This is a genomic window from Terriglobales bacterium, assembly GCA_035457425.1.
Lineage (GTDB): Bacteria > Acidobacteriota > Terriglobia > Terriglobales > Acidobacteriaceae > JACPNR01.
Genome location: DATIBR010000024.1, coordinates 1 through 5,226 on the forward strand (window position 1 = coordinate 1; position 5,226 = coordinate 5,226).

Consider the following 5,226-nt stretch of genomic DNA (forward strand, 5'->3'; position numbering starts at 1 on the left):
CTAGCGATCACCTGCATGCAATACGCTGTATAGGCGTAGACCAAGGCGGCAACTAACCATCCCCAAGGGCCATGCAGACACTCGAGGGCCAGCAGGCATTCGGTGTCGGTTGCCTGCTCGAAGAAGGCGAACGTCGTCATCAAGGCGTCACCGGCGAAAGGAGGACATACTACGTGATGCTGACTTCTTCGTAGGTGCCGTAGACCTGGCGGAGGGCGTCGCAGATCTCGCCGACGGTGGCGTAGGCGCGGACGGCGTCGACGATGTAGGGCATGGTGTTGGCGTCGGAGATCTTGCCGTCGGCGCGGGCTTCGGGCTCGTGTGACGCCGCCTTCTTCAGCGCGTCGAGGCGGCGCTGGACTTCGGCGTTGTCGCGCTTGGCGCGCAGCGCTTTGAGCTTTCTCGTCTGCGCCTCGCGGACTTCCTCGCCGATATAAAGGATGGGCGGCAGGTCTTCCTCGACCACGAAATCATTGGCGCCGACGATGACCTTTTCTTTCGCCTCGACGGCGCGCTGGAACTGGTAGCTGGCCTCGGCGATCTCTTTCTGCGGGTAGCCGCGCTCGATGGCCTTGACCATGCCGCCCATGGCGTCGAGCTTCTGGAAGTAATCGAACGCGCCCTGCTCCATGTCGAGCGTGAGCTTCTCGAGGAAGTAGGAGCCGCCGAGCGGGTCGACGGTCTGGGCGACGCCGGACTCGTAAGCGATGATCTGCTGGGTGCGGAGCGCGATGCGCGCGGCCTCGGCGGTGGGCAGGGCGAGGGCTTCGTCGTAGGAATCGGTGTGCAGCGACTGCGTGCCGCCGAGCACGGCGGCGAGGGCCTGGAGGGCGACGCGCGCGATGTTGTTCATGGGCTGCTGCGCGGTGAGCGAGACGCCGGCGGTCTGGGTGTGGAAGCGCATCAGCATGGTGCGCGCGTTCTTCGCGCCGAAGCGGTCCTTCATGAGGCGGTACCAGACCTTGCGCGCGGCGCGGTACTTGGCGATCTCCTCGAAGAAATCGTTGTGCGCGTTGAAGAAGTAGGAGAGGCGGGTGCCGAACTCGTCGACGTCGAGGCCGCGGCGGCGGGCCCACTCGACGTACTCCACGCCGTCGTAGATGGTGAACGCCAGCTCCTGGAGCGCGGTGGAGCCGGCCTCGCGGATGTGGTAGCCGGAGATGGAGATGGTGTTCCACTTGGGCACGAACTTCGAGCCGAACTCGAAGGTGTCGATGACCAGGCGCATGGAGGGGGCGGGCGGGTAGATGTACTCCTTCTGCGCGATGTACTCCTTGAGGATGTCGTTCTGGATGGTGCCGCCTAGCTTGCGCCAGTCGGCGCCCTGCTTCTCCGCGACGACCAGGTACATCGCCCACAGCACCGAGGCGGGCGAGTTGATGGTCATCGAGGTGGTGATGTCCTGCAGCTTGATGCCGTTGAACAGGATCTCCATGTCCTCGAGCGAGTCGATGGCGACGCCGCACTTGCCGACCTCGCCTTCGGACATCATGTGGTCGGAGTCGTAGCCCATGAGCGTGGGCAGGTCGAAGGCGACGGAGAGGCCGCCGGTGCCGTGCTCGAGCAGGTACTTGTAGCGCTCGTTGGTCTCCTCCGGCGAAGCGAAGCCGGAGAACATGCGCATGGTCCAGAGGCGGCCGCGATAGCCGGTGGCGTGGATGCCGCGCGTGTAGGGCGGCTGTCCGGGATAGTTCAGATATTTTTCGTAGGACCAGTCTTCGGGCAGGTCGGCCTGGGTATAGAGACGGCGGACCGGGTAATTCGAGATGGTGGAGAAGCGCGCGTGGCCGTGGTCGTCCTGGTTGACGCCGCCGGGTGCGCCGATGGGTTTCTCGGGAGATCTCTCGAGCGAGGGGGCGAGCGTCTTCTCCGCCCATTCTTTTTCCGAGGCGGAGGGGTGGCGGCCATCGAAGACGTCGGCGATGGGGGAGTCGGCGAGTTTGGTCGGCTTCTTGTCGGCCATCCAAGACAATTCTAACAACACCTACCACCGAGACACAGAGACACAGAGGAAATGGCGCGGAAAAGCACACCACGAAGGACACGCCGGTTCCACGAAGGAGATCAAGAAGATCCTTTCAGGAGCGCGAGCGCCTTCACGTACTTGGAGCGGACGTAGAGGGAGTGGTGGAAGTGGAAGGTGAGGCCGGCGGGGCCGTCGAGGAAGCCGCCGAGCAGGAAGGCGCGGCCGAGGAAGCTGAAGGCGGGGCGCAGGATGGTGTCGAGCACGGGCTTGGGGCGGCGGCCCTCGGCGAGCATCTGCTGGGCGGCGAGGGTGGAGTAGCGCTCCATCGAGGCGAGGTAGAAATCGAGCGACGGGTAGGCGTAGTGCAGGATGGGCTGGTGGAGCGAGGCGATGGCGCCGCCGGTGACTTCGACGGATTCGTGGACGGCGCGCTCCTTGAAGCGGCCGTGCCCGCGGCGGAAGAGGCGGATCTTCTTGTCGGGATACATGCCGCCGAAGCGGAGGAACTTACCCTTGAAGTGATGCTTGAAGGGGATGCGGTACGCGACGAAAGCGGCGCGGGGGTCGGGGGCCTGCTGGAAGGCGGTGTCGGACTGCTTGAGCAGGCTACGCAGGAAGCGGCGGTCGGCGAAGCTGATGGCCAGGGTCTCGGAGAGCGAGCGGACGTCTTCGACGCCTTCGGGCGTGCCGATGAGGCGGCGGATGGCGCGGGCGAGCCCGGGGGAGACGACTTCGTCGGCGTCGAGCGCGAGGATCCAGTCGCAGGTGGCCTTGTCGAGGGCGGAGTTCTTCTGCGCGGCGTAGCCCTTCCAGTCCTCGGCGAAGACCTTGGCGCCGTAGGCGCGGGCGATGGCGACGGTGGCGTCGGTGGAGCCGGAGTCGACGACGATGAGCTCGTCGGCCCACTTGATGCTCTCCAGGGTGCGGCCGAGGTTCGCCTCTTCGTTCTTCGTGACCAGGACGACGGATAAAGACATCGATGATTGCAGATTGTCGATTGTCGATTGGGAAACCGCAACCCTAAACGGTCAGGCGGGCTGCTTCGGCGTCTTCCTGTATGCCAGAACGAAGAGCGCGCCCCAAACCAGGTCGGTGAAGGCGAAGAAGACGATGAGCTGCGGGATGCGGCCGAGACCCCACAGCACCGCGGCGGCGATGACGAAGCCGAACTTCTCCAGCATGCAGGCGGGCATGAGCGCGCGGTAGCGCACAGGGTCACGCGCCATCAGCAGGAACAGCACCTGGAAGGCCAGCGCGGTGGTGTAGAAGCCGTAGAAATACTCGGGATGCGTGATGGGCGGCGGCTGCGTCTGGGCGACGAAGGGCTCGTTGAAGAAGCCGGGGACGATGACCAGCAGTCCCCAGATACCGGCGAACAGGAAGACGCGCTTGGCGAAGAGCATAGGGATCGTCGATCGCAGATTGTCGATTGCAGATTGAAAAACCGCAATCCTAAAAAGTCGGGCGGGCACGCCCGAGTTCGCGCCGCTGGAACTCTGGTGGGAGCTGCTGGAGGTGAGCAGCGCGATGGCGGGACAACGCGCGGCGCGAGAGGAAGGCTCTACTTATGGAGGATCTCAGGGAGGGCCTATGAACCGGACATGGATGTTATTGCTGGTGTGCGCGCTGAGCGTGGGCGTGGCGATGGCACAGAGCAGCAGCCAAAGCTCGTCGTCGACGACGCAGGCGCAGCCGCAGCAGGCGCCGCAGCAGTCGCAACCCAGCGGCACGCAGACCACGACGCCGCAGCAGCCGCAGGACCAGACGTCGGGCGGCCAGCCGGCGGGCAGCAACGCGCAGGCGACTTCGGATACGAGCGCACCGACCCAGGGTCAGACCTCGGCGCCCGCGCGCCGCGGCGGCGGCGGGGTGCCGCTAGTGTGGGTCCTGATCGGCGTGGCGGTGGTGCTGGCGCTGATCTTCGGGCTGGTCGGCCGCGGGCGCTCGGACAGCGTGATCGTCGACCGCACAGACCGCGTGGAGCGCGTGGACCGCGACCGCGCCGCATAGTTCGATCTGGCTGAAGTAGAGGGCCGTCCGCTACGGCGGGCGGCCCTTTTTCCATGCGCCGGCGAGTCGCCGGCGCCTACCCAACTTCATGTTGACTTGAACGGGCGGCGGGCATAGGTTCGCTGGCCATCTTCTGTCGAGGAGCGCGCCATGACGAAGCGGATCGCGGTCTGGGTGTTGCTGCTGGCCACGGTGGCGGTGGCGCAGAACCGGCGCTGGGAGATCGAGCCGAAGGCCGACGAGCGGGTGCGGGCGGGCAAGCTCTCGATCGTGGGCGGGATGACGAACGAGCAGGGCGTGCGCTTCGTCATCGACCAGATCGACATCATGCAGCCGATCGCGATCACGCTGGCAAGCGAGGACGCGGCGAAGAAGCTGAAACTGGCCATCTATAAGGACTCGCCGGAGCACGCGCTGTTCGCGAAGGAGACCGAGGCGAACGGCGCGGTGACGGCGAAGTTCCGCACCGCGGAGTCGGTGCAGTTGCAGGTGAGCGGCCCGGCGGGCGCGAAGTACCAGCTGATGACGTGGGTGGGCCCGACGGTGGTGGTGCCGACGCCGACGGCGTTCGTGCCCATCGACGCGCAGGGCGCGCCGCTGGTGGCGGGCGTGGCGCTGACGCCGCCGGCGCAGACGGGGACGAGCGGGGCAGGGGCCGGGAAGGCAGAGCAGAAAACAGATGGTGTTTTTTATGCGATTGGGCCCACCCAGATCCTGCTCGCCTTGATCTTCGTCGCGCTGGTCGTGCTGATCATCGTGCTATGGCGCCAGCGCGGGAAGGGAGCAGGCACGGCGGCGGCGCTCATCCTGTGCTTCCTGCTGGTGCGTCCGGGGAGTTCGCAAGACTCTGCGCTCGATCTCACGCCCAAGAACGTCACGAAAGAAGACGTGTGGAAGGCGGTCAACGAGCGCATCAACCAGTTGCGCGAGCAGCTCGACACGCTGGAGAAGATGGGCATCAAGGTCGATCCCGAGGCGATCAAGGTGCCGCATCCGGACGACAAGCCGGAAGAGCCGGGCAAGCCGCCGGGTTACCTCTCGTCGGCCGGGAAGATGGCGGGGCAGTTCGTCACCAACACCAAGCTGATCCTGGCGTTCCTGGAGGAGTTCGGGCTGATCGACCCGCGCGAAGCGGCGGTGCAGCCGAATTACGAGCCGCCGGGGCAGCCGATGATCCCTTCGCGTTGCGCCGGGTCGGGCGAGTGCGGCGCGTGCTTTGCCGACGCCAACGCCAAGCTGGAGAAATCGCG

The 5,226-nt window shown here is 65.8% G+C and carries 5 protein-coding genes; 2 read left to right on the plus strand and 3 right to left on the minus strand.

Features of this window, described 5'->3' with window-relative positions:
- Positions 1-169: 169 nt before the first annotated feature.
- The 3 genes from VLA96_01985 to VLA96_01995 form a co-directional block, all read right to left on the minus strand.
- Positions 170-1,963 carry a methylmalonyl-CoA mutase family protein gene (locus VLA96_01985; protein ID HSE47957.1) on the minus strand — a complete coding sequence of 598 codons (1,794 nt, stop codon included), beginning with the start codon at positions 1,961-1,963 and terminating at the stop codon, positions 170-172.
- A gap of 101 nt (positions 1,964-2,064) precedes the next feature.
- Positions 2,065-2,943 (minus strand): glycosyltransferase family 2 protein, encoded by an 879-nt coding sequence (locus VLA96_01990; protein HSE47958.1) that lies wholly within the window; start codon positions 2,941-2,943, stop codon positions 2,065-2,067.
- Positions 2,944-2,994: 51 nt separating this feature from the next.
- Positions 2,995-3,369, minus strand: coding sequence for a hypothetical protein (locus VLA96_01995; GenBank protein HSE47959.1), 375 nt, complete (start codon positions 3,367-3,369; stop codon positions 2,995-2,997).
- A gap of 187 nt (positions 3,370-3,556) precedes the next feature.
- Between VLA96_01995 and VLA96_02000 the strand changes: the two genes are divergently transcribed.
- Both VLA96_02000 and VLA96_02005 read left to right on the plus strand, forming a co-directional pair.
- Positions 3,557-3,976, plus strand: coding sequence for a hypothetical protein (locus VLA96_02000; GenBank protein ID HSE47960.1), 420 nt, complete (start codon positions 3,557-3,559; stop codon positions 3,974-3,976).
- Between the two features lie 150 nt (positions 3,977-4,126).
- The coding region (locus VLA96_02005) for a hypothetical protein (GenBank protein HSE47961.1) at positions 4,127-5,226 on the plus strand (1,100 nt) is incomplete at its 3' end.

Bases quoted from the DNA above. Each gene is read 5' to 3' on its own strand.
- VLA96_01985 (HSE47957.1), bottom strand. From the start codon at position 1,963: ATGGCCGACAAGAAGCCGACCAAACTCGCCGACTCCCCCATCGCCGAC.
- VLA96_01990 (HSE47958.1), bottom strand. From the start codon at position 2,943: ATGTCTTTATCCGTCGTCCTGGTCACGAAGAACGAAGAGGCGAACCTC.
- VLA96_01995 (HSE47959.1), bottom strand. From the start codon at position 3,369: ATGCTCTTCGCCAAGCGCGTCTTCCTGTTCGCCGGTATCTGGGGACTG.
- VLA96_02000 (HSE47960.1), top strand. From the start codon at position 3,557: ATGAACCGGACATGGATGTTATTGCTGGTGTGCGCGCTGAGCGTGGGC.